Source organism: Paenibacillus tyrphae, assembly GCF_027925525.1.
Classification (GTDB): domain Bacteria; phylum Bacillota; class Bacilli; order Paenibacillales; family NBRC-103111; genus Paenibacillus_G; species Paenibacillus_G tyrfis_B.
The window spans coordinates 92,063-115,364 of record NZ_BSDJ01000003.1 but is presented as its reverse complement, the minus strand read 5'-3'; the positions used below and the strand labels follow the sequence as shown (position 1 = coordinate 115,364).

Sequence of the window (23,302 nt, the reverse complement as noted above, 5' to 3'; positions counted from 1 at the left end):
CGTCGTTAGTCTACCAGGACCAATTTGTCCGACGGGAACAACAAATGCACCTGCTGCCCGCTGCTGTAAGGGACTTCCATTTCTTTGTTGACCGTAAAATCCCCAAGGTCCGTCTCGACGACGTACTGGTAGCTTCTTCCCAGAAACGTGCTTACCTTGATGCCGCCCCTTACCCGGTTCGGTCCGTGACCGATCTCCTCCGCGGTGCCGAGCTGCATATCGTCCGGACGAATCGCGCCCTTCTTGCTTGTCGTTCCTTCTGCGCCGGGCTGTCGGGCGGCATGGAACGTATAGCCCTTCACCTTCAGCTCGATGCCGTCGCCAGCTTCGTGGCGTTCTTCGAACGTAATGAAGTTGTTGAAGCCGATGAACCGGGCGACGAATTCGGTTTTCGGGTATTTGTAGATCGTGGAAGGCCGGTCCAACTGCTCGATAATGCCCTTATTCATGATCGCGACGCGGTCGGAGATGGAGAAGCATTCCTCCTGATCGTGCGAGACGTAGACGGTCGTAATGCCGAGCTCCTGCTGAATGCGGCGGATTTCGACGCGCATATTCACGCGCAAGTTCGCGTCCAGGTTGCTGAGCGGCTCGTCGAACAGTAGCAGGTCCGGCTCGATGACGAGCGCGCGGGCGATGGCCACCCGCTGCTTCTGCCCGCCGGACAGCGCTTTGGGGAACCGCTGCTCGAAGCCCGACAAGCTCACGACCTCCAGAATGCGCAGCACGCGCTGCTTGATCTCGGCTTCCGGCACCTTCCGCAGACGGAGTCCGAAGGCGACGTTATCGTAGACGGACAGATGCGGGAATAGCGCGTAGCTCTGGAACACGAACCCGAAGTTCCGCTTGTTGACCGGCACCCGCGTGTAATCTTTGCCGTTCAGCATGAATTTGCCGTCTTTGGCTTCGAGGAAGCCGGCGATGAGCCGCAGCGTCGTCGTTTTGCCGCAGCCGCTTGGGCCGAGCAGGGAAATGAGCTGCCCCTTCTCGACCGTCAGGTTGAAGTTTTGCAGAATATATTGGTGATCATAGGCGACCGACACATTTTCCAAGGATAGCAATGCCATGGGTACGAGCCTCCGTTATCGTTTGGTAAAGTAAGAAAGGCCCATCAGCCTTTCGATCAGGAACATGAACACCGCCGTGAACAGCATGAGCAGTACGGAAATGGCGGCGATGGTCGGATCGAAATAATTTTCCACATAGGTCAGCATCTGAATCGGCAGCGTGCTGATGCCCGGGCCCGTCATGAAGACGGAAATATCCACGTTGTTGAACGACTCCAGAAAAGCGATCAGAATCGCCGCGATAATCCCCGACTTGATGTTCGGGAGGACGACCTTGAAGAACGTTCCGAGCCGTCCGGCGCCAAGACTAAGCGCGGCCTCTTCGATGGCGAAGTCGAAGTTCGACAAGCTGGATGCGATGACGCGAATAATGAACGGAAGCATGATGACCGTATGACCGACGAGCAGCGCCGTGTAGAGCGGCAGATGATACGTGACAATCAGGTACTTCAGCATCGTAAACCCGAGCACGATGCCCGGGATGAGCACGGGGGATATAAAGAAGCCGTTCAGGGCGTCTTTTCCCTTGAAATCGAAGCGGCTGAGCGCATAGGCCGCAGGCACGCCAAGCAAGAGCGCAAACAGGTTGCCGAGAATCGAGACGACGATCGACGTTTTGAACGTGCTCATGAACATTTCCACTTCAAAAATCTTCTCGTACCACTTGAGCGAAAAGCCCTGCGGCGGAAATTTCAGCACGGTTCCCGGCTCGAACGAAGCGAAGGCGATAATGACCAGCGGACCGAGCAAAAAGATATAAACAAGCAGCGTAAACAGGCCGAGGCCCCGGTTGTTCTCCTTCATCCCTTCTACCCCTTCGGATTTAAAGTGTTGGCCAGTTTATTCATCAGGCTGATGACCACGAACGTAATCGCCATCATGATCGTCGCGATGACGGAGGCCGAATACCAGTCGTTCAGCGTGATCGCATTCTGGTACAGGAACGTCGAGATGACGCGCTGTTTCCCGCCGAGCAGCGCCGGAGTCGTGTACGCGGTCAAGCTGCCGACGAAGACGAGAATGCTCCCGATAATGAGACCGGGCACGCTGAGCGGGATCACAACTTTACGAAACGCGGTGAACCGGGACGCCCCGAGGCTCTCCGCCGCTTTGATCAGATCGGCATCGATGTTCTCCATCACCCCGACGAGCGTGATGATAATCAGCGGCAGAAACAGATGGATCAGCCCGATCATCATCGCGGTCGGCGTATACAAAATATCCAGCGGGTCCTGAATGATCCCCATCGCAAGCAGCGCCGTGTTGAGCAGCCCCTTCTTGCCGAGGACGATCATCCAGCTGAAGGAGCGGACGACCGAGCTGGTGAGCAGCGGGAAGATCGCGAGCGCGAGCAGCACGCTCTTTTTCTTCAGGCTCTGCCGGGAAATATAGTAGGCGACCGGAAAGCCGAGCAAAATGCAGATCGCCGTCGTCACCAGACTGACCTGAAGCGTCGTCAGCAAAATTTTGATAAAATACGGGTCCTTGAAGAAATGCAGATACCCGTCAAACGTCACAGTCCCTTTCTGGAAAAAGGTGGACCCGATCGTAATGAGGATCGGAGCCGCCATAAATACCGTCAGGAACAACAGTCCCGGCAGCAATAGCAAATACAGATACGATTTCTTCATCGAACGGTTCTCCTGTTCCTGGATTGGGGGCTAACGGCTCAGCGTCTGAACGAACAGCCGGAGAAAAGCGTCCGCGTCCACATCGGTGCAGACCTGAACGTTCGGCTTCTGTCCGAGCCGGTTCTGAAAATCGCAGACCGTCTGGCCGTCGCACAGCTCGCTGCGAGTTTCCACATCGACGTAATAGGGCTTCGTCGTGACCACCTCACGAGTCAAGGCCACCCCGACGGCCAACGGATCGTGCAGCGCGCAGGCGCGGACGCCGTTGCGTTCAGAGTAGCGCTGCATGTAATTGGCTGTGCTCTCCTTCACGTAGTGGCCGATCGGCGTATCGCCAAGCGCGGCAATGTGCTCGTCCTTGAGCAGCGCGCGCCGGGTCACATCGAGCCCGACAAGCGTCAAGGACGGGAAGCCGGCGCGCAGCACGAGCTTGGCCGCTTCCGGATCGACATACATGTTGTACTCCGCCGTCGGAGTCACGTTCCCGAAGCCCGCGACGACACCGCCCATGACGACGACCTCTTTCACGTCGTTCACTAGCCCGGGATATTTCATCAATGCGAGCGCCAGATTGGTCAGCGGAGCCGTCATAATCAGCGTCACTTCGCCCGGGTTTTCGCGTACGCGGTCCACGATGTAGTCCGGCCCGAACCCCTCGGCCGCGCCTTGGCGGACTTCCATGTCCCGCAGCGCCCCGCCGAGGCCGTCCGCCCCGTGTATTCGGTGCTCGAAATAGTGCGGCCGCAGCAAGGGCCGATCGGCCCCCCGAATGACCGGGATATTAGCTTCCGCACCCAGCAGCTGCAGAATTTTGCAGGTGTTGGCCGTCGCTTGATCCAGCGATACGTTGCCGTTGACGGTCGTGATGCCGAGCACGTCGAACTGCCCGCTCTTGACCGCGAGCAGAATGCCTAACGCGTCGTCCACACCCGTATCGACATCGAGGATTACTTTTTGTTTCATGCGCTCCGTTAGCTCCTTTCCATACTCCCGATATGAAAACAAGGGTACATGTCGGATCATATACCCTTGTCCAGCGTTTCGATTATGGTCATGCTATCGCGTTGCTTATTGCGTAACTTATTGTGTTACTTCGCGGTTCCAGCGGTCGATCCAGCCCTTGAGGTTCTGGTTGACAAACTTCATATCCAGCTTGCGCAGCTTGTTCACCACGTCCGCGCCGTACGTAATGCCTTGCGCTTCCTCCGGCTTGAGCTGCAGCGTCGTGTTGACCGGCGAATCGATTTTGGACTTGGCCGATTTCTCCTGTACTTCCTTGCTCAGGTGCCAGTTGATGAAATCTTCCGCGAGCTGCTTGTTTTTGCTGCCCTTCACGACGTTCACCGTGTTCATGATCGCGTATGCGCCTTCCTGCGGCGTAACGAACTTCGTATCCGGCACGGCAGCCTTCAAGTCTTTCACGTACATTTCCATGATCGGTCCTGCGGCGATTTCGCCTTGAGCGAACATGTTCACGAACTCGGACGTTTGGCCGTAGTATTTCACGACGCTTTTATTCAGCGTCTTCAGCTTCGCGAACGCTTGATCGGCGTTGAACGTCGTGCTGCCGGCAACAGTCGAAGCCGCATCCAGAATCATCGGGCCGCTCGTCGACGTAATGTTCGGCAGCGTCAGCTTCTTCGCCAGCTCGGGGCTCCACAGATCGCTCCATGATTTGATTTCCTTGCCCGCCGCTTTCGGATTATAGGCGATACCGAATTGACCGATCGTATAAGCCGGACCATAGTCCTCGCCGAGCGGCGCTTTGGCGATGTCGTAAATGTCCTTCAGGTTCGGGATGCGGCTGCGGTCGATTTTCTCGAACACTCCCGCCTCGATACCTTGCTGCGCGTAATAGTCCGAGAGGTAGATCAGATCGACGTTCGAGCTGCCCTGCTTCACTTTATTCAAGCGCTCGGCGTTGTTGCCGATTTCCAGCACGATCTTCACGTTATGCTCTTTCTCGAAAGGCGCGTATACTTCTTTCTTAAAGAAGTCCTCGGAGAAGCCCCAGGTGGAAATGACCAGCTTGGTCGGCTCGCCGCCGCCCGCTCCCGGTGCTGCGCCTTGCTCTTTGTTACCTCCCGCTTGGCCGCATCCGGACAAAGCCAATCCAATCAGCGAAACGGAAAGCAAGCTGCGAATCATTCGTTTTTTCATCATCGTTCTTCATCCTCCAGTAGGGACCATCCCTGTATCCATGATTTAAGATTTGTAGAAACGTTTAGCAGTATACTCTCACCGGCATCGGTTCTTCTTGCATTTTATTAAAAAAGAAAAAACGCCCTTAAATAGAAATAAATCTTCTACGTAAGAGCGCTTTTTCTTCGTAAACAAAGATAAGCGGCATCTATGGCAATGCATGCGGTCCGCTCGATGATAGATCAACGCCGCGGCTCCGGCCTGTTATTTCGTTTCGGTCAGAATTACATTCGTAATTGCCCATTGCGTCGCCGGGTCGTAATCCCTCAGCAGCGCTTCGATCTCCAGCCCGAATTCCTGCTCCAGCTTCTCGCGAAGCTTCTTCTTATAGATCGAAGACATGTAAAAGTCGACCTCATGCTTTAGCGTAGGCGCCTCGCCTTCGAGCGCATCCGAGCGCGGCGAACGACGATGCTTGGCATAATACGTGATGATCCGGTCGTCGATCGTAACCCGCAGCAATGTCGTTCCGAAGCCGAACAAGCTTTTCGAAATTTCGTTGTACAGGTGGCACAGCTTCTTTTTATTTTCGTTCGTGTCGATCAAGGGCATTCGTTCACCTTCAAGAGCAACCGGCTTTTTGTGATGCGACGTAATTTAATCATACATAAGAATTTACGATTCTGCAAGCGATTGTTCGGATTTTTTGCCACTAAAAACGATTTGAAATGCCTTTAATTAGCAAAAAATAGTCATTTTCCGAATAAGAGGTGGACCGAAACGACAAATAAGCCGTCATCCCGCCGAAACTCGCGCACCATGACGCTTGTTGCGGCGGGAGCGGCTCCCCGCACGGTATGGGCCGGGCCCTCGGCCAGTCGGCCTGTCTCTGCTAGTAAGACTTGACCGTCAACTGGTCCAGGCTCTTGAATTCGTAGCCCTGCTGCCTGGCTCCGTCAATGATTCTTCCGAGCGCGTCCGCGTTATCCTTGGATACCGTATGCAGCAGGATAACGGCACCGGGGTGAAGCTGGGCCATGACTTGATTGTAGGCGTAGTCGGCCCCCTTTTGCGCCCTCGTATCCCAGTCCTTGTACGCGACCGACCAGAATACGCTCGTATACCCGAGCTCCTTGCTAACCGCGAGGCTGCGGTCGTTGAAGATGCCCCGCGGCGGGCGCAAGTAGATCATCGTCTGCCGTCCGGTAATTTGCGCCGCGTCCGCTTTTACCTTCTCCAGCTCGTCCTTGATTTTGTCGCTCGAAATCTGGGTCATGTCGGGATGGCTCCACGAATGGTTGCCGATCAGATGGCCTTCGGCCGCCATGCGCCGCAGCAGCTCCGGCTGATCCTTGATGTAGTGACCGGTGACGAAAAAGATCGCGGGGACCTTCTTTTCCTTCAGCACGTCGAGCACGCGGGCGGTATACCCGTTCTCGTAGCCGTTATCGAAGGTGAGATACAGCTCCTTTTGCGTCGTATCCCCGAGAAAAATAGCCCCGTGCTTCTCCACAGTGGGCTTGAAGCCTTCTTCGTCGATAGAGGGACGGCTGCCGTTCTTACTCTTCTTAAACCCGAAATGATAGGCGCCGTCCCCTGCGGCGGCCGCTTGGACCGGGACCGCTGCCAGCAGACCGGCCAGCAGGAGGGTGGCAATTGCGATACGTTTCAAGGGTTGGGCTCACTCCTTCATGTTTTTGTCAGCTAGAAGTCATTATCCCTCGTCCCCTGAAAAATATGTGCCTTCTCCGGCTTTAGTGAAACCAATGATCAATCGAACTCGTCCATTACATGTAAAATATTTACTTAATTTAAAAAAGGAGGATTTTGCAGCATTCATGCTTCGGTTCAATCGCTTGCTTATGGTTGCATTGTTGTCGGTTGCCCTGCTATCCGGCTGCTCGGACAAAATGGAGCCCCAGCTCCCGGAACTGGGAAAAGACAAAGTCAATATTAAAGTTGCCTATTACGATAAGAATGCATTTTACCAGCATTATGGAAATTTATTTATGAGCCGGTTCCCGAACATTAGTGTGGAAGTGGTTTCCACCGAAAGACTTTTTCATCGTGATAAAGATGTGATGGCTGAATTTCAGAAGCTGATGGACAGCGAGCAACCGGATATCATTTATTTTCAAACGATGGATCTGTTCCAAGAGGCTATTCGCAAGGACGAGCTTTACGGTTTAAACGAGATCATCAAACAAGATAAGTTTGATATCGAGAATATGCTGCCCGGTGTGACCGAGCTGATTAAAACGAAAGGCGAAGGAACGCTCTACGGATTAGCGCCCACTTTTTCCAGCCAGGCTATCTATTACAATAAAGACTTATTTTCGGAATACGGGGTCCCTTTCCCGAAAGATCAAATGACTTGGGAGGAGTTGGTTCAACTCGCCCGGCGATTTCCTTCGAACGGGCAAGGAAACGAGCGGATTTACGGTTTTGCTCCTTCCTACCCCGCCGCAGCACAGGTCGGGTTTCATTATTTGAGCAGCATCGCAGCGGCCAAGGGGCTGTCGTTTGTCGATCCTGGCCAGATGAAGGTTACCATTCGTACGGAAGAATGGAAACAAGCAGCCCAGTTGACCGTAGAAGGGATGAAATCAGGGGCATTCTATGTACCGCAAAAAAATCCCGCAGCGAACCAAGGGAAGCCAAAGACTATGGAGGATGTTCTAAAAAGAAATTTGTTTATTACAGGAAAAGCAGCCATGATTTTAAGCTCTTCCAACTTCATGGAAACCATTCAACGGGCCAAAGATACGCTGAAGGATGTCTCCCCCGTGAATTGGGAAATCGCGACGGTGCCGATCGATCCGCGTTCCCCGAACGCTTCCCATGCCATGTCCGTATCGAGGATATTCTCGATCAACGCCAAGTCGGCCAATATCCGCGCAGCCTGGGAGCTGGTCAAATTTATTAACAGCGATCAAATGGCAAAAACAAACTATAACAGTTCTCCTGGCGAATTGCCTTCCAGATCGGCTTATAGAACGCGATGGCCATAGCCTCGCCTCTTTCTACAAGCTTAGGCCGAGTGAAGCAAACCTCAACAAATATTTGGAAAATATTCCACAAAGTTTCTTTCCTTCCTTTGACCAATTAGTCTCCCAAGAACTCCAACAAGTGGTTGAAGAAAAAAAATCGTTGGACGACGCCTTAAAAACACTGCAGGAAACCGGGCAGCAGGAACTCGAAAAAGCGAAGCAGGCAAAGAACTAAATTTAACAACTCCAAAAAACCGGAGACGCTGCCTCCGGTCCTCTTTAGGATTTACGTATATCTATAAGCCCCAATATCAATCCCTCTCCATCGGATGAGGGTAACCGTAAGCGCCGTAAAAGGTGCAGGTCTTTGCCGCGCAATCCGCGGCGTAATCGAGGGCCGATTCCATCCCGCCGTGTTGGATGTACGCGGTAAGAAAACCAGCGATAAAGCTGTCACCAGCACCCATCGTATCGACAACTTCGGTCGGCTTAACGCCCTGAACATAGCGCTCACCGTTTCGCGAGAACAAAGCTCCTTTGCCCCCCAGCGTAATGCCGACGATTTCGACTCCGAGACGATGGCAAGCTTCAATTAACGGGTCGAGCTGATCATCCGGTAAGTCGGCGCCGGAGAAAAAGGCATATTTGATATGAGGGCATACCCTCTGCAAATAGTCCGTACCGACATTCGTCGAAAAGTCGAATGAAATGTCGCACGCGGTTTTGATCTGAGCGAGCTCTCCTTCGATATTCGAATAGCAGCTCGTATGACATACGTCGAATTGGGAAATGTACTCCATGTCATGAGGAGTCAGCCTTAAGCGAACGATGTGCTGCGCCGTATTTTTCGGACCACCTACGAATACGCGATTACCATCGACCAGTTGAACTCCGGGCGAACCGCTCGGAGCGTACACTTGGCGGGAGAACTCGTAGGTCACCTGCTCCTGGTCGAGAGATTTCCTGATATGCTCCGCTTTTTTGTCGTTCCCGAAGACGCCGATGTACGCGCATTCTTCGAAACCGTTTCTTTTGCAATTGACCGCCACATTGACCGCGTTTCCGCCCGGATAATACAGCTGTTGATCCAGATAGCAATCGACGACATTATCTCCAATCGCAATCATTTTCATCATTACGGCAACCTCCCTTGATTCAGGCTCGTTCACCCTTTTACCGAGCCTGCGGCAATCCCTCGGATAAAGTACTTCTGCATAAAGATAAACAACAGAATCAGCGGCAGCGCCGACATGACCAAGCCCGCCAGCAGCACGCCCCAGTCCGTGGACAGAGCGTCTTTAAAGCTCATCAGCCCCGCCGGAATCGTCTTGTATTTTTCGGAATCAATGAAGATGATAGCGAATAAAAATTCGTTCCATGCATAATAAGCGATCAGTATGGTCGAAGTCAAAATAATCGGAGTCGACATCGGCATGAAGATGCGCCAATAAATTTGGAAGGCGGAGCAGCCGTCGATTTTCGCTGACTCCTCGATTTCTTTGGATACGCCGAGAAAGTACGAACGGATCAGCAGAACGATAAGCGGCAGCCTGAATGCGATATAAGGCAAAATTAACGCCAGAAGCGTATTGTGCAAATGCGTTTGCTGCAGCAGGATGTAAAGCGGCACAAGACACACTTGCGGGTTAAGCATCATTCCGCCCATAACGAACAGCAGTGCCGCTCTGTCGAATTTGAAAGAATATCTGCTGAGACCGAAGGCGCACAGCGATGCAAGCAGGACGACACCCGCGATTGTGCTGATCGTCACGATGCCACTGTTCACAAAGTAGTTGGCCACGCCTTTGCTCCAGGCGGTCGCATAATTGGAGAACAGCCATTTGCTTGGCAGCCCCCAGACCGATCCGAAGATTTCGTCGTAGCTTTTGAACGACGAGGCGAGCATCCAGGATAATGGATAGAGGATTACGACAACACCCGCGGCGAGCAATAATAAAATGACCGTTTTACTAATGCTGAATTTGGCTGTCACGGATTAATCCCCCTTGCCTGTTCTGAAGAATACGGTCTGCGCGAAAGCCAGTACAGCCGTGATAAGAAACATCAGCATGGCAATCGTAGAGGCATAGCCCATGCTGTCTTTGAAGAATCCGGTTTGATACATATGAACCGCGATCGTAATCGAGCTCGTTCCGGGACCGCCGCCTTTCGTCATAATAAACGGTTCGTTAAATACCATGAACGCGCCCGTGATCGTAATGACCGAAGTTACGAAACACATCTCCTTCACCTGAGGCAGCGTGACGTTGAAGAAGCTTCTGATCTTCCCGGCGCCGTCGATTTTAGCCGCCTCGTACAGATCGGCCGGTATTTTCTGAATAGCGACGATGAACAGCATCATGCAGTAGCCGACGCTTTGCCACTGCGAAACCGCGATGACCGCATAAATCGCCGTGGAGCCCGATCCAAGCCACGGCTTCGCCCAACTGCCGAGCCCGATCGCCTCCAGAAAAAGATTGAGCAGACCGTCGGTAGGATGATACACAAACGTAAACAGCAAGCAAATGACGGTGATCGAAATCACGACCGGGATAAAATAAATGGTCCGGAAAAACGGAGAAATTTTGCGGAAGGCTTCGTCTTCCAATACGGCGGCCAAAATCAGCCCGAACCCCACCTGAAAAATGACCGAGATGACGGCGTATTTTACATTGTTGATTAGAGCGGTAACGATAACGGGGTCGGAAAAGAGCATTTTGTAATTGTCCAATCCGATAAAGCTTCTTTTCCCCGAAAGCATGGAAAATTCCTGAAAGCTGTAAACCAGGTTTTGTATGAGTGGCATATAGACGAACAACGCCAGCATGAGCAGGCACGGAAAAATAAACAAAAAAGGAGCCAGCTTGCTTGATTTCACTTTGTCTCCTCCGATCTATCACCTATCAGGAGCATTGGTTTGGTAAAAACCGAGTCGCAATGCTCCCTCGTTCCAGTCCGTTCGTTACTTTGCACTTTGAAGCGATTTGGCCGCCTTCTGCACGCTTTCCATAACCTGCTGAGGCGTCATCGACTTGGACGCCATCGCTTGGCCGCCTTTCATGAAGGCGTCCGCTATGGCAATGTTCATCGCATTGTCGAGCCAAGGCGTCGTCTCGGAAGCATTCATAATGACATCGACCGCTTCCAAAGTTCCCTTCGGAGAGTTCTCGGCGGTGGCGGAGCCTTTGACGGCGGTCATTGCCCCGGCATCCTTCTGGAATTTCGCCGCATTTTCAGGCGATACGATAAATTTCACAAACTTCTCGGCGAGCTCCTGATGCTTGCCTGTATTGCTGATCATGAATCCTTCCGGAGCCCCGGTTAACGCCCCCGGATTGCCCTTGCCTTCGGGAAACGCAGGGAAATTGAAAAAGTCGAAATCCAGCTTGGGGTTTTTCGTCAAATAGCCGAGCTCGGCAAACTGCAAATACATGACCGGCACCTTTTCCGCGATAAACAGATTTCTGGCGGCCTCGTGATCGATGGATGTCGCGGCCGGCCCCATGTAAGACACAAGCTTGTCCCAATATTCAAGAACTTTTACATAGCCGGGGTCCGAATATTGCGCCGTTTCCGTCTTGTAATCCTTCGCGATGACCTCGGGGCTGAGCATCCGCTGGTTCATCGTGCCCAAGTAGTGACTGACGGCCCATGTATTTTGCAACCCTTCCATGAGTGGTGCGTCGTATCCGGCGCCCTTCAGCTTATCGAGCGCGGCAATTAGTTCGTCCCACGTCTTCGGCTTCTGTATGCCCGCCTTTTCGAACGCTTTTTTGTTATAAAAGAACGCCTTTCCGTCCATCGTAAACGGAACGCCGTAAATTTTGCCGTTAAACGTGAACGGCTTGATCTGCGATTTAATAATCGTATTCGCCCAGTTCGCATCGGAATCGAACATGGACGTGACGTCTTTAACCTTTCCGGAAGACACCAGGTTTTCCGCAAAGCTGTCGGACCAGGAAGTGAATACGTCGGGGATATTGTCGGAAGAAACGAGCACCTTGATCTTTTCCTTGTAGCTGTCGTTCAGCACCGATTCCATTTCAATCTTCACGCCGGGATTTTGCTTCTCAAACTCCTTCACAATGTAGTTGAAATAAGAATTTCTCGGTTCGCTGGGCCAGCGGTGGAAAAATTTCAGCGTTACCGTCTGTTGGTCCTTCGACCCCGCCTGATCCCCGTTCGTGGAGCTGCAGGCTGCCGTCAGTAAAATGAGAACGCTTGCAAAGATTGCGGTTGTTTTTCTTTTCATAGATGATTTCACACCTCCGCTAAAGATAAACTCCGTTTGGATACGTCAATCCCCGCCTGCCGCTTCTTTGCCGCCGTTTTGGTTATGGCGGTAGTTCCCGAACCGGGAAACGCCATAACCAAAACATACGACAGCCTATCTTTTCATTCAAGCGGCAAATATTAATAGTCCATTTTCCACATGTAACGACGGACAGACAGCGGATGTCCTCTAAACTCCGACAAATACTGAGCGTACTGTCTGAGCACAACGCCGGCGACCAGATTGGCGAAATAATTGCGCACTTCGGCCGAGATGCCTTCCATATCGAACGTTTCCGCATCGACGAGTACGATTTTGTCGGAGAATTTCTGGCAGAAATCATGTGCGCGGTCGTCCATCAAACGCGTCTCGCCGATTCCTTTGATGATAATGAAAGGTACGTCGTAATCGGTAACTTCGAACGGTCCGTGGAAGTATTCGCCGGCATGAATCGCGCTGGAATGAATCCACTGCATCTCTTGAAGAAGACAAATGGCGAACGAGTAAGCCAGCGAGTAATTGATGCCGCTCGCCATCGTGTAAATGATCGGCTCCCGCTTGTAATCGCTTCCGAAAGCTTTAGCCGCTTCCAGCGTATTAGCTTTGTTTCGTTCGAACACGTCGTGAAGGCTTGTCTCGACGGAGGCCACGGCGCGGGCATACTTTTCGTTCGGATAGAGCGTATTGAGAATGCCGAAGATCAATCGGTATAAAATGCCGTAATTGTTTTCTTCCGCACGCGCCTCCGTTCCCCAGTCGTAATGCAGTCTGTATTCGGCCGCATTCCAGAGCGGCGAGTCGACAAGATGGGAAAGGCTAATTGTCAACGCGCCTTTTGAACGGGCAAATTCCGTCGCTTCGACGGTTTCAGGCGTATTGCCGGAATGAGAGCATGAGATAACGACGGATTTTTCGTTAAGCGCTTTCGGAGATCGAAGAATAAATTCATTGGATGAGTAAACAGCCGAAGGAATATCGATTTCTCTGTCAAGAATGTACTGCGCCGGGGTGAGAGTCGCCATCGAGCCGCCGCAAGCAACAAAGTAAATGTTGCCGATCTCACGTGATTTTACTGCCTCGATCGCCGCTTTCAGTTGTTGTGCATGCTCTTGATTCATAGAAATTGTAGCCTCCTGTTTGCTTATATTCATCACGTTACATCCCATAATGTATCGTATTGTAACGTGATGTACGTTATGTTACTATAGATTTTGTACAAATTCAACAGCAAAATAAAAAATATCCCCGGAGACGATTGTGCAGCGATGTCGTTATACTCTTCTTGCGTAATGGTTTATAATGTGTGTAAGTTCTAATATATCCCTGGTGCTCCGTTACGGAGATTAGATCCGAGAAGGTGGAAATATGAGCAGACTGGAACAAGATAATGTTGTGCCGATGTATATTCAGTTGAAGCAGATTATTAAGGACGAACTGGCCAGCGGCAAGCTCAAGCCTGGACAGAAGCTGCCTACGGAATTTGAATTGTGCGAGATGTACTCGATTAGCCGCCGGACGGTTCGATCGGCGATTAACGAGCTTATTGAGGAGGGGCTGCTCACCCGGAAGCAAGGTAAGGGGACCTTTATCAGTTCTAACAAAATCGAAAGAGAGCTCGGGCCCATCCTGGGGTTTTCGGAAATATGCAAGATGAACGGACTTGCCGCTTCCTCGGAGGTCATCGAGCAAAAACGAATCGAAGCCAGCTCGTCGCTTGCAACGGCGATGGGTGTTCCCGTCCATTCCGAAATCGTTTCCATCAAGCGCGTCATGATGGCCGATAACGTGCCCGTCATGATGGACTTCACGTATCTTCCTCCCCAATATATGTCGCTGCTGGACGAAGACCTGACGAACAAATCGCTCTATGCGACGCTGCGGGATCAATTTCACGTTGTCCTGAACAGGACCCGGAGATCGATCCAGATTGTGTTTGCCGATGCGTTCCAATCCAAACATTTAAAGGTAAAAAAAGGATATCCTCTCTTGATGATTCAGGGACCGGTATACTCCCCCGACATGAAAGTCATCCATTACGGAGACCAATATATCGTCGGCGATAAAATAAAATTTTATATCTAACCCCAAAACAAAAAAGCCACGATTAACGTGACTTTTCATGAGACGATATTCTTGTCTTAGAACACGGCGTTTCCCCGGAACAACCGCTCCCGCAGCAGCTTCACGAGAGCGGTCTTCCCGTTTTTAATTCGAACGCGGAAGGAAGCTTTGGATATCGATGCCGAGCCCTTGCGCGAGACGCATCCCGTACTCGGCATCCGCCCGGAAAAAGTTGCAGATGGCGCGCAGTTGAATGTCCTGCCCGGTCTGCTTCAGATCGTTGATCAGATTGCGGATCAGGTTGTCCTGCTCCTGCTTCGTGTAGCTGCGGTACCGCTCGCCTGCCTGCGTGAAATCGTCGGTTTTCTCGATTTTTTGTCGGACCGCGGGACCCGTCAGCGGCGCTTCGCTTTCCACATAGGCCGGGTCTTCCTGCGGACTGCCGGAAGCGCTATTTGGCTCGTAGTTGACCTTGGACGTATCCTGCTTCACGTTCATCGCTCCGTCCCGCTGATGGTTGCGGACCGGCGCATACGGGCAGTTGATTGGAATCTGCAGATAGTTCGTGCCGAGCCGGTAGCGCTGCGTGTCAGGGTAGGAGAACAGACGGCCCTGCAGCAGCTTATCCTCGGAAGGTTCGATCCCCGGCACCAAGGCGCTCGGCGAGAAAGCGGACTGCTCGACCTCGGCGAAGAAGTTGTCCGGGTTCCGCTTCAGCGTCATCGTGCCGATCCGGTGCAGCGGATACGCATCCTCGGGCCATACTTTCGTCGCGTCGAGCGGGTCGAAGCCCCACCGGTCCAAGTCCTCCGGCGGCATCAGCTGCACATGCAGCGCCCACTGCGGGAAGTTCCCGTCCCGGATCTGGTCGAACAAATCTCTCGTCGCATGGTTGAAGTCCCTGCCCTGCACCTCCCGGACCTCATCGGCGGACAAATTCACGACGCCTTGCAGCGATTTCCAATGATATTTGACGTACGTGACTTTGCCTTCCGCATTCACCCACTTGAACGCGTGTACGCCGAAGCCGTCCATTTGCCGGTAATTGGCGGGAGTACCGTGATCCGAAAACACCCAAGTCAGCATATGCGTCGATTCCGGCGACAACGTCATGAAGTCCCAGTACCTTGCCGGGTCCTGGATATTGGTGTCCGGTGCGGGCTTGAGCGAATGCACCATATCCGGGAATTTCAGCGCGTCGCGGATAAAGAATACCGGCAAGTGATTGCCGACGATGTCATAATTGCCTTCTTCCGTGTACAGCTTCACGGCGAATCCGCGCGGATCGCGGGCCGTCTCCGGCGAGCCGGTGCCGTGGATTACGGTTGAGAACCGAACGAATACGGGCGTTTCCTGCCCCACATCTTGCAGAAAATGCGCCTTCGTATAAGGCTTCATGCTCCGCTCGACGCGGAATACCCCGTGCGCTCCTGCGCCGCGCGCATGCACGACCCGCTCCGGGATGCGCTCCCGGTCGAAGTGGGCCAGCTTCTCCAGCAGATGGTAATCCTCCAGCAGCGTCGGTCCGCGGCGGCCTGCCGTACGCGAATTTTGGTTATCTCCTACGGGAGCGCCTTGATTGGTCGTCAAACGATGGTTCATATCTTGATCTCACCTTTCATTTATATTTAGACTTGATCTAAATTATGAGATCATTGTACCATCGCTGCATGACCGAATCATGAGCATTCCGTGAGTTTTTCATGAAGATCGGATGAAGCGGGCGGCCGACGGTTTAGTCGGCCAGCCTGTATCCGACCCCGCGCACCGTTGCGATGTATTGCGGCGCGGCGGGATTGTCGCCCAGCTTTTTGCGCAAGCTTTTCACATGAACGTCGACGACGTTACTGCCGCCGACAAACGAGCTGCCCCAGATGCGGTCCATGATCTCGTCGCGCGACATCACGGCCCCTTGCGCTTCGAGCAGCATCAGCAAAATCTCGTATTCCGTCTTCGTGCATTCGATACGGCTGCCGCCGCGCAGAACAGTCATCTTCTTGGTGTCGATCTGCAGATCCTTGAAGGTGCCGACGCTATTCCCTTCTTCCGCATCGGCGAGACCGCTGAGCTTGCGCTCGATCCGGTACATCGCTTCCTGCAGACCCGTCGGCCACGGCTGCAGCTCCCCGAGTCCGGCGAAGCTGCTCTCCTCCATCTCCCGCTCGCCGACCAGCAGCACCGAACGGGCCTGCTTCTTCGGATCGGAAGCGAGCGCCTCCCGAATGCCGGCCACGCCTTCCCATTCCGCTGTTGTCACGTCGAATACGAACAGATCGACGGCCAACGCATTCATGACCTGGGCCTCGAATCGGTGAAACACGAGAACGTCGTAGCACTCGCCTGCCAGTCCGTTGATCAGCGGATGCAGCGCCCCGGGGAATGGACTGATGACAGCCACGCGCTTCGTTTCGGCGCACAGGAAAGGCCGCGTGCTAGCCTTTTCTCCTGCGCTTGGAGCCATAGGAGCCGCCGGGCTTCCGGCATGGCGCTCCGCGTCGGCCATTCCGGTTCCCTCGGCTTGTGAATAACCCATCCGCATGAGCGGCTGCATTACGCGTTCGGATGCTTGCATGAATAGCATACCCCCTCGAAGACGACTTGACTGTGATGCACGTCGTAGTTCGTTTTCGCCGCAACCTCCCGAATCCAATCGGCGGGCGGCGCGGACAGCACTTCATCGACCCGTCCGCACTTCTTACACACGATATGGTAATGGTCTTCCGTTCTTCCGTCGTAACGGCTGGCGGTCTCCCCCAGCTTGAGTTCCCGAATCAACCCCGCATCCGTCAAGTACCGAAGCGAGTTGTACACCGTGCCATAAGCAAATTGGTGGCCGTTCGTACGCAGCCGCTCCATAATCTCGGCGGCCGTCGGATGATCCTCGCAGCTTTGGACTAGATCCAGGATCGCTTTGCGCTGCGTGGTTAAATTCAATCTGCTCATCAGGCTCACCCCTTAATAGTATTTAGACTTAGTATAAATTTAATTAGGGTGAAGGTCAAGAGCTAAGGAAGCAGTAGGTCTGCCGGAGCCGGCCTGCGCGGTGCCCCCGTTTATTTTAATAGGCCTCGTTGTTTCAGCAGGTCATACCAATCGTCCCTGCCTCCGATTTCGACGTATTTTTCACCGAAAACATAGCTTTCCAAAAACTCATGAAAATCTCCGAAATGCCGAATTTCTATTTCCGTTCCCGGATCGCCGGTCAAACAACAGATTCGTCCGTTCTGTTTATTTATATACAACGGATACGGTTCGATCTTCCCAATGCATACCCATTCCTCGAATCCGCCGGGCATATCCGCTACGGGGAACTGATAGTCCGGCAGCTCTTTCCGGCCAAAGAGTACAACGCTTCCGCACCTCAATGACGAGTACTCGTTCAAGAACTCGTGATACGCTTGCAGAGCGTTTTTCTTCACATCCGGGTCGGGATCGGACTCTTCCTGAATATCCCCGATCACCAAATAAAAAGGGTCCTCTTCCAGAACATGCTTCATGAATTGTATTTTTCCCCTTGTTACTGGTTGCATGATTTGACTCCTAGCCGCTTCATCTTCTATCATTTTAGCTCAACTTTCCATATTTCTCCACACACGAATCAACTTTGATTTACCCCGTTCCCCTGCTTCGTAAGAAATTTGTAAGAAAACGGGTAGCTTTTTTGACAAAAGTCTCCTTTAATATAGACATATGCGCTTGCAAGCAGCCGTAAATTCGAATGCAGCATTCAAGGAGTAAGATCATGCAGAAGTACAATGTGCTGGTGGCCGACGATGAACCGGAGATTCGGGACGCCATCGAAATCTATTTGAAGAACGAGAATATGAACGTGTTCAAAGCGAGCCACGGCTTGGAGGCTTTGGACATTCTGGAGAAGGAAGATATCCACCTGATCATTTTGGACGTTATGATGCCCGGCTTGGACGGCATTCAGACGACGTTCAAAATACGCGAGAGCCGCAATATTCCGATTCTCATGCTGTCCGCCAAATCCGAGGATACGGACAAAATCCTGGGGCTGACCGTCGGCGCCGACGATTACTTGTGCAAGCCCTTCAATCCGCTGGAGCTGACCGCCCGAGTGAAGTCCCAGCTTCGACGCTACACGCTGTTGGGGCATTACAAGGCAAACGAGGACGAGATCGAAGTCCGGGGCCTCGTGCTGAACAAACGCAGCAAAACTGTCTTCGTGGACCAGGAGGAGGTCCGGCTGACGGCGACCGAATATAGAATTCTTGAGCTCTTGATCGAGCATCGGGGGCGTGTGTTTTCGATAGAGGAGATTTATGAAAAGGTATGGAAAGAGCCGTATTTCAACGGCGAGAATACGGTAGCGGTACACGTGCGTCGAATCCGCGAGAAAATCGAAATCAATCCGCGGGAGCCCAAATATTTGAAGGTGGTGTGGGGCATTGGCTACAAAATCGAGAAGTAAGCTCGTCCCTTGGCTGGCTTGGGGCTTGCTCTCTTACCTGATTGCGCTTGGGCTGCTCGCAGCCTCGGACGTGCTAAAGAATCAGGAATATCTTCAGAAGGATTATTACTTTCGCTCTCCGGCCTTCTACGAGCAGCTTCAGCAGCATTTCAATCTGTTTCGGAACGTTCATGTGGTCTATAACCATTGGGAGGATAAGACGGATGCCGAGAAGATCGGGCAGGCCCGGATGGAGCAATGGACCCGGCATTTTGAAACGGTGAAAAACATCGAGGTCGAGCAAAGAAAGGCAGAAGTGCAGCATCAAATCCTGAACCTTCAGACGTTGTTGGGCGATGTAGTTGCGATAGCAAAGGAAAAGCGGGAGCAGGCCGCCAATTCCGCGGAAGAGTCAGGAGCGGAGCAGGCCAAGGCACAAAGTCAGGACGCGCAGAACCCGCCGGACGCTGAAGAGCAAGCCGAGATTGCGCGTATTAGAAAAGAAATTGCCTTACTGCAAGACACAGAGGCCAACATCTTACCGAACGCAGAGCGGCAGAAAAACGAGCGGATTGAGAAGGAAATCAAGAACTATCTTGATTTTCATAACAAACAATATGCTGCCGTCAAACACAGTTTGTCGGCCCGCAGCGGCTCCTTTCAATATTATGTCAAAGACCTCGAAACCGGTGAGATCTATGCCAATCGGGATAGGGATCCATATACGGGAGAGGAGACTGCGGCGTTTTATGCCATCCGCTTACCGCAAACGACGTTGGAAGGCGGCGCTCTTCAATCGATCAACCGTTCTTTCCAACAGTATCGGCTGGAAGGCATTTTTCTTTTTCCGAAGGAGCCCCGAGGCTTCAGTCAAATGATTGCCGACCACGCTTACTTCAATACGCTGCGGGAGCGGTTAATTTATGAGCTGTACCTGCTGGGGGCCGTCGTGGCGGCCGCCGCCGCGCTGATCTTTTACCTGCGCCGAAATCGTTTTGGGATCGAAGTTGTACAGCAGAACTATACGGCTGTCATCCGCGGGATTCCGCTGGAGCTTCGCCTGCTGCTTTTTTATGTTCTGACCATGTTTGCGTTAAGCTACGGAAGCTCCGCCGCCTTATTCCGGCTGCCTGTCGGTCCGAGCCATTTCGCCCAATTGACGCTGCTGGCGCTGCTGATCGGCTGTCTGGGCCTCCTGCTTAGCGATGCCGTGCTGCTGCTGCGCAATCCGCTGGCGCTTCGGGAGCAGTGGAACGCGGGGCTTTACCGCAAGCTGGAGAGGTACTTTCGGGATGCCCTGATCCATAGAAACATCCTATTTAAGGCCGGCTTGATCTTTGTCCTGACCTTGCTGTTCGGTGTTCTCCTGATCACTGCTGTCGATTATATGATGAACAACCGGTTCCGCGGCAATTTTAGCCCGTTTCTTTGGTCGGCGGGATATGTACTGTTTTACTCATTTGTCGTCGTTCCCTACCTCCTACGCCGAATCCGGCAGTTGGTCCGCATCCTGACCGGCGCGGAAGCGATCGCCTCCGGCCGGTTCGACCATACGATCGTGGAGAAGGGCCGCGGCAATCTGGCCCGGCTGGCGCACCTGCTGAACAACATCAAGCAGAGCATTAAGACCTCGGTCGAACGCGAGACGAAGAGCGAACGGCTGAAGTCCGAGCTGATTACGAACGTATCCCACGATCTGAAGACGCCGCTCACCTCGATCATGAACTATGTCGATTTGCTCAAGCGTAGGGACCTGTCTCCGGAGACCGTCGCAAGCTATGTCGAGGTGCTGGACCGGAAAACGCAGCGGCTGAAGGTGCTGATCGACGATTTGTTCGAAGCGTCCAAGATGGCGAGCGGGTCCGTCGAATTGGCGGTAGAGCACGTCAACGTCGCCGACCTGCTGCAGCAGGCGCTGGCCGAATTCAGCGACAAGATCGAGGCTTCCACGCTCACCTTCCGCGTCCGGGTGGATAACCCGAAGGTAACCGCTCCGCTGGACGGGCGCAAGACATGGCGCGTCTTCGAGAACCTGATCAGCAATGCGCTCAAATACGCGATGCCGCATACCCGGGTTCACCTCGCGTTAACCGAGGAAGCGGACAAAGTCGTCTTCACGATCAACAACGTTGCCGCCTATGAGCTTAACTTCGATGTGGACGAAATTTTCGAACGGTTCAAACGGGGCGACACGTCGCGCAATACCGAAGGGTCGGGCCTCGGGCTCGCCATTGCGAAAAGCATCGTCGAGCTGCAGGGTGGACAGCTTCGCATCGACATCGACGGGGACTATTTCAAGGTGCGCGTCGAGTTCGCCCGGGAAGTCAAGGCTGCCGCGTCTTAACCCTTACTGTCCGCCACCCCGTGCAAAAGGACGTGAAAAAAAGAGGTCCGGGAGACAGCTCCCGCGGCCTCTTTGTCATCACAGTATACAAATGAGAACTATATAACAAAAATGTGCGTACTTACGCATTCGGATGTTGAGGGTTATAATGCTGAACAGGAACCAATATTATCCGAAAGCGAGGCGTTACTTATGGAAGCAAGAAAACAGCAAATTATTGAGGCGTTTCAGTTCAGGCATGCGTGCAAGGAGTTCGACAGCAGCAAAAAGATCAGCGACGCGGATTTCGGCTTTATTCTGGAGACCGGACGACTGTCGCCAAGCTCCTTTGGCTTCGAACCGTGGAAATTTGTCGTCGTGCAGAATCCGGCAATTCGCGAAAAGCTGCTGCCGTTCACTTGGGGAGCATCCAAGCAGCTGCCGACCGCCAGCCATTTTGTCGTCATCCTCTCCCGTACGAAAGCCGATATGGTCGCCGATTCCGACTATATTCAAAACATGCTGACGAACGTCAAGCAGTTCCCGGAAGAGATCCGCGCCCACTTCACCAATATCTACCATAAGTTTCTGGAAGTAGATTTCGACCTGCTCGGCAACGAACGCGTCATGTTCGAATGGGCAGCCCGGCAGACCTATATCGCTCTGGGCAACATGATGACGGCAGCCGCTCAAATCGGCATCGATTCGTGCCCGATCGAAGGGTTCGACAAAGCGAAGGCAGAGCAGGTGCTTCGTGAAGAAGGGATTCTTCAAGGCAACTTCGGCATTTCCAGCATGGCTGCTTTCGGCTACCGCGTAAGCGAACCACGCCCCAAAACAAGACAATCGCTTGAGCAAGTCGTGCAGTGGGTGAACTGATTCTCGATTTGCCCCATAGACAAACCCCTTCGACCCATAGAGGAAGAAGGGGTTGCTTGTTTTACCGGTCCGCCGCCTATCGCTTGGGTCCCGCATACATTTGCTCGGCGAACGACTGGTCGGATATTCTAAAATGCGTGTTCGAGGCAATTTTCGTAAAGTTAGCCAGATTTTCTTCGAGCACCACTTCCAGCGTGGTCTGAACCATCCCCGCGATCCGTTCGACGCTTGTGAGTATGAACGCCGTACGGGCATCGGCATTGTACGGGTTCTCCACCTTCAGCGACTCGTCGGCAAAAATAAGGATCTCCCGGGCTTCCGCTACCCGGGCGCGGTGCAAGGTCTTGTCCCTGGAAGGAATCCCCCGGATAAACAGGAAGTTATGTTCGTCCAGCGGCGCCGTTGCGAGTCGGTCATCGATCAGCACGACGTCTGTGGACGGCTCGTTTTTGAGGATGTTTTTGATCGTGATCCGGGCACGGCCGCTCCAGCCGATGACGACGACATGGCCGCCGCCGTGCTTCGTATAATCCAAGTCTCCGTTCTTCCTTCTCTCTTGCCTTTCGACCAGCATTTCATAGAGCCTCCCGATAAATAAGGTAAACAAACCGACCCCGCCGACAATGAGCAGAATGGCCCACAATCGCCCAAGATCGGTTTTCGGAAACGTGTCCCCATAGCCGACCGTAGCGAGCGTAACGACCGTCCACCACAGTCCGTCGTAAACCCTGGGAAACTGCTCCGGCTCCAGAATCGGCATAAGAACCGCGCTTGTGAGCACCAGCAGCCCGGTGGCGAACGATAAGGTTCTCATCCGGATTTGGAACACGGAGAAAAACAGCTTGCGGAATTGGAACCAGAACCTCACTCGATTTTCTCTCCTTCGCTATGACGAATAACAGTTCGATGCCCAGCCGAAGAATTATCCACATTGCTGCGTGCAGCGGTCATGACTTCTCATATTTGCAGGGCAGACCGCTGTCCGTTTCATCCCGCCGTATTCCGACGATTTCGTTCAAATTTCAATATTTTTCATTATATGACGGTATATGATTTATCTACAAGAAGATTATCCGGGCCTTGCGGACCGGCGTTGTCCGCACTCCTCCTTAAATCTATTAGCTGCGGCATGCTTCGATAACCTTTAACTGCAAAAAAGCCCCTCCGTCGACCGGAAAGGACTTTTTTGTACAATGTTCCCCGTGAAACGCTTTTTGAATGTCGAAAAGGAGCGATGCTGCGCGAAATGGTCAACCTGCGACTTTGTCCGCCACGTACCGCACGTCCGCGTTGTCGATGACGCCGTCGTTGTTCAAGTCGTACATGCTGTCATCCCCCGGCTGTCCGGCACGCGTACCGCTATGCTGCGAAATGAGCACGAGATCGCATAAGCCCGTCCGGCCGTCCCCGTCGAAATCCGCCGATCCGACGTGCACGGTCAAGCTCACCGGCCCCGGCATGGTTCGAACTCCTCTCCGGCTGTCGGCAAGCTGTGAATCGGCTGCAGCGTGAACGTACTTCT

General features: G+C 53.1%; 23 protein-coding genes. 5 read left to right on the top strand and 18 right to left on the bottom strand.

Annotated elements, in window-relative coordinates; genetic code table 11:
• Positions 1-5: 5 nt before the first annotated feature.
• The 7 genes from QMG93_RS04140 to pdaA all read right to left on the bottom strand — a co-directional run bounded on the left by QMG93_RS04140 (position 6) and on the right by pdaA (position 6,512).
• Positions 6-1,067 (bottom strand): ABC transporter ATP-binding protein, encoded by a 1,062-nt coding sequence (locus QMG93_RS04140; RefSeq protein ID WP_281933760.1) that lies wholly within the window; start codon positions 1,065-1,067, stop codon positions 6-8.
• 15 nt (positions 1,068-1,082) lie between these two features.
• Positions 1,083-1,871, bottom strand: a complete 789-nt coding sequence (locus tag QMG93_RS04135; protein WP_054974486.1) for an ABC transporter permease — start codon at positions 1,869-1,871, stop codon at positions 1,083-1,085.
• Positions 1,872-1,876: 5 nt separating this feature from the next.
• Complete coding sequence (locus QMG93_RS04130) at positions 1,877-2,698, bottom strand: ABC transporter permease (RefSeq protein ID WP_253412040.1); 822 nt, start codon at positions 2,696-2,698, stop codon at positions 1,877-1,879.
• Between the two features lie 30 nt (positions 2,699-2,728).
• A complete protein-coding gene (locus tag QMG93_RS04125; RefSeq protein WP_281933759.1) occupies positions 2,729-3,661 on the bottom strand; it encodes a nucleoside hydrolase in 933 nt (310 codons plus the stop codon).
• A 117-nt stretch (positions 3,662-3,778) separates the two neighbouring features.
• A complete protein-coding gene (locus QMG93_RS04120; protein ID WP_216795960.1) occupies positions 3,779-4,861 on the bottom strand; it encodes an ABC transporter substrate-binding protein in 1,083 nt (360 codons plus the stop codon).
• A gap of 243 nt (positions 4,862-5,104) precedes the next feature.
• Positions 5,105-5,452 (bottom strand): DUF2294 domain-containing protein, encoded by a 348-nt coding sequence (locus QMG93_RS04115; RefSeq protein ID WP_281933758.1) that lies wholly within the window; start codon positions 5,450-5,452, stop codon positions 5,105-5,107.
• Between the two features lie 280 nt (positions 5,453-5,732).
• Complete coding sequence (gene pdaA / locus QMG93_RS04110) at positions 5,733-6,512, bottom strand: delta-lactam-biosynthetic de-N-acetylase (protein ID WP_127461727.1); 780 nt, start codon at positions 6,510-6,512, stop codon at positions 5,733-5,735.
• Between pdaA and QMG93_RS04105 the strand changes: the two genes are divergently transcribed.
• The gene (locus QMG93_RS04105; RefSeq protein ID WP_281933757.1) at positions 6,490-7,851 is read left to right on the top strand and encodes an ABC transporter substrate-binding protein; all 1,362 of its coding nucleotides are present in this window, start codon (positions 6,490-6,492) and stop codon (positions 7,849-7,851) included. The genes pdaA and QMG93_RS04105 overlap by 23 nt on opposite strands.
• Before the next feature lie 290 nt (positions 7,852-8,141).
• Here the strand turns inward: QMG93_RS04105 and QMG93_RS04100 are convergent, their stop codons facing one another.
• The 5 genes from QMG93_RS04100 to QMG93_RS04080 all read right to left on the bottom strand — a co-directional run bounded on the left by QMG93_RS04100 (position 8,142) and on the right by QMG93_RS04080 (position 13,221).
• Positions 8,142-8,966: a PfkB family carbohydrate kinase gene (locus QMG93_RS04100; protein ID WP_281933756.1), complete on the bottom strand. Its 825-nt coding sequence runs from the start codon at positions 8,964-8,966 to the stop codon at positions 8,142-8,144.
• Between the two features lie 29 nt (positions 8,967-8,995).
• Complete coding sequence (locus tag QMG93_RS04095) at positions 8,996-9,823, bottom strand: carbohydrate ABC transporter permease (RefSeq protein WP_281933755.1); 828 nt, start codon at positions 9,821-9,823, stop codon at positions 8,996-8,998.
• Between the two features lie 3 nt (positions 9,824-9,826).
• Complete coding sequence (locus QMG93_RS04090) at positions 9,827-10,657, bottom strand: carbohydrate ABC transporter permease (protein WP_108532443.1); 831 nt, start codon at positions 10,655-10,657, stop codon at positions 9,827-9,829.
• A gap of 135 nt (positions 10,658-10,792) precedes the next feature.
• Positions 10,793-12,082, bottom strand: a complete 1,290-nt coding sequence (locus tag QMG93_RS04085) for an ABC transporter substrate-binding protein (RefSeq protein ID WP_281933754.1) — start codon at positions 12,080-12,082, stop codon at positions 10,793-10,795.
• Positions 12,083-12,243: 161 nt separating this feature from the next.
• The gene (locus QMG93_RS04080; RefSeq protein WP_281933753.1) at positions 12,244-13,221 is read right to left on the bottom strand and encodes an SIS domain-containing protein; all 978 of its coding nucleotides are present in this window, start codon (positions 13,219-13,221) and stop codon (positions 12,244-12,246) included.
• 247 nt (positions 13,222-13,468) lie between these two features.
• On the opposite strand from QMG93_RS04080, the gene QMG93_RS04075 reads away from it, so the two are divergent.
• Positions 13,469-14,185 carry a GntR family transcriptional regulator gene (locus QMG93_RS04075; protein ID WP_281933752.1) on the top strand — a complete coding sequence of 239 codons (717 nt, stop codon included), beginning with the start codon at positions 13,469-13,471 and terminating at the stop codon, positions 14,183-14,185.
• Positions 14,186-14,308: 123 nt separating this feature from the next.
• Here the strand turns inward: QMG93_RS04075 and QMG93_RS04070 are convergent, their stop codons facing one another.
• The 4 genes from QMG93_RS04070 to QMG93_RS04055 form a co-directional block, all read right to left on the bottom strand.
• The gene (locus QMG93_RS04070) at positions 14,309-15,766 is read right to left on the bottom strand and encodes a catalase (protein ID WP_281933751.1); all 1,458 of its coding nucleotides are present in this window, start codon (positions 15,764-15,766) and stop codon (positions 14,309-14,311) included.
• Positions 15,767-15,899: 133 nt separating this feature from the next.
• A complete protein-coding gene (locus QMG93_RS04065; RefSeq protein WP_281933750.1) occupies positions 15,900-16,736 on the bottom strand; it encodes a DNA-binding response regulator in 837 nt (278 codons plus the stop codon).
• Complete coding sequence (locus tag QMG93_RS04060; RefSeq protein WP_281933749.1) at positions 16,715-17,107, bottom strand: transcriptional repressor; 393 nt, start codon at positions 17,105-17,107, stop codon at positions 16,715-16,717. The genes QMG93_RS04065 and QMG93_RS04060 overlap by 22 nt, the downstream gene beginning before the upstream one ends.
• A 110-nt stretch (positions 17,108-17,217) precedes the next feature.
• Positions 17,218-17,661, bottom strand: coding sequence for a hypothetical protein (locus QMG93_RS04055; protein WP_281933748.1), 444 nt, complete (start codon positions 17,659-17,661; stop codon positions 17,218-17,220).
• A 245-nt stretch (positions 17,662-17,906) separates the two neighbouring features.
• Between QMG93_RS04055 and QMG93_RS04050 the strand changes: the two genes are divergently transcribed.
• From QMG93_RS04050 to QMG93_RS04040, 3 genes are all read left to right on the top strand, one after another.
• Positions 17,907-18,599, top strand: a complete 693-nt coding sequence (locus QMG93_RS04050) for a response regulator transcription factor (protein WP_253412011.1) — start codon at positions 17,907-17,909, stop codon at positions 18,597-18,599.
• Complete coding sequence (locus QMG93_RS04045) at positions 18,577-20,922, top strand: sensor histidine kinase (protein WP_281933747.1); 2,346 nt, start codon at positions 18,577-18,579, stop codon at positions 20,920-20,922. Before QMG93_RS04050 ends, QMG93_RS04045 begins: the two co-directional genes overlap by 23 nt.
• Before the next feature lie 192 nt (positions 20,923-21,114).
• Positions 21,115-21,780 carry an NAD(P)H-dependent oxidoreductase gene (locus QMG93_RS04040; RefSeq protein WP_281933745.1) on the top strand — a complete coding sequence of 222 codons (666 nt, stop codon included), beginning with the start codon at positions 21,115-21,117 and terminating at the stop codon, positions 21,778-21,780.
• Positions 21,781-21,856: 76 nt separating this feature from the next.
• Here the strand turns inward: QMG93_RS04040 and QMG93_RS04035 are convergent, their stop codons facing one another.
• The gene (locus QMG93_RS04035) at positions 21,857-22,648 is read right to left on the bottom strand and encodes a potassium channel family protein (RefSeq protein WP_281933743.1); all 792 of its coding nucleotides are present in this window, start codon (positions 22,646-22,648) and stop codon (positions 21,857-21,859) included.
• A 382-nt stretch (positions 22,649-23,030) separates the two neighbouring features.
• Complete coding sequence (locus QMG93_RS04030) at positions 23,031-23,240, bottom strand: dockerin type I domain-containing protein (protein ID WP_281933741.1); 210 nt, start codon at positions 23,238-23,240, stop codon at positions 23,031-23,033.
• Between the last annotated feature and the right edge of the window lie 62 nt (positions 23,241-23,302).